Annotated in this window: 1 pseudogene; it reads right to left on the reverse strand. The window is 58.0% G+C overall.

Going from position 1 to position 269, the window contains the following annotated elements:
• A pseudogene (locus tag RTW80_RS29405) lies at window positions 1-269 on the reverse strand (cytosol nonspecific dipeptidase); the annotation flags it as partial.

The following is a 269-nucleotide window of genomic DNA, read 5'->3' on the forward strand; positions in this document are numbered from 1 at the left end:
CTCCAGACCCGCGTGAATAACCTGAATGTTCGGGGTGCTGTTGAACAGTCGCTGATAAGTTTCACGCACCAGTGCCATGACCGGAGAACTTGCATCCGGCTGCCAGCCCGGGTAGCTGCCTTTTGCAGACGTTTTCGCACCGGCCAGGGTGCCCAGAGATTCCAGCATGCTCACAACGTACTCTTTGCCGCTGTCGATCAGGGAACGGATCAGGCAGATGATCTCTGCGCTGTCGTCACCCATGGTCACCACGCCCACGTTCAGAGAGG

This window comes from Escherichia sp. AM3, assembly GCF_032029835.1.
Classification (GTDB): Bacteria; Pseudomonadota; Gammaproteobacteria; order Enterobacterales; family Enterobacteriaceae; genus Escherichia; species Escherichia coli.